This window comes from Streptomyces sp. SID14478 (genome assembly GCF_010548525.1).
Taxonomy (GTDB): domain Bacteria; phylum Actinomycetota; class Actinomycetes; order Streptomycetales; family Streptomycetaceae; genus Streptomyces.
The window spans coordinates 1-469 of record NZ_JAAGMG010001139.1; the positions used below are offsets into that span (position 1 = coordinate 1).

At 77.4% G+C, this 469-nt stretch carries 2 pseudogenes; both read left to right on the forward strand.

The features are described from left to right. A pseudogene (locus tag G3I40_RS36280) lies at window positions 1-292 on the forward strand (glycosyltransferase); the annotation flags it as partial. After that, window positions 289-469, forward strand: a pseudogene (locus G3I40_RS36285) (glycosyltransferase); the annotation flags it as partial. The pseudogenes G3I40_RS36280 and G3I40_RS36285, both read left to right, overlap by 4 nt.

The window sequence follows — 469 nt, forward strand, 5'->3', positions numbered from 1 at the left end:
CGTCGTCCTCGCGCGCATGGTGCGCCGCCGCACGGGAGTGCGGCTGCACGACCTCGGCCCGCTGCGGGCGGCCCGGCGCACGGAGCTGCTCGGGCTCGGCCTGACGGACCGGCGCAGCGGCTATCCGCTGCAGATGGTGGTGCGGGCGGCCGACGCCGACTGGCGGATCGAGGAGCGCGAGGTGCCCTACCGGCCGCGGACCGGGGCGTCGAAGGTGACCGGTACCTGGCGGGGCACCTGGCACGCCGTGCGCGACATGCGGGCCGTGCTCGCGCAGGGGGCTGCCCGATGAGCGGCTCCACCACTGTCCTCGTGCTCGCCAAGGCGCCGGTGCCGGGGCGGGTGAAGACGCGCCTCACGCCGCCGTTCACGCCGGTGGAGGCGGCTCGTCTCGCCGCGGCCGCGTTGCGCGACACCCTCGACGCCGTCCTCGCCGCCCCTGCCCGCCGCCGGGTCCTGGTCCTCGAAG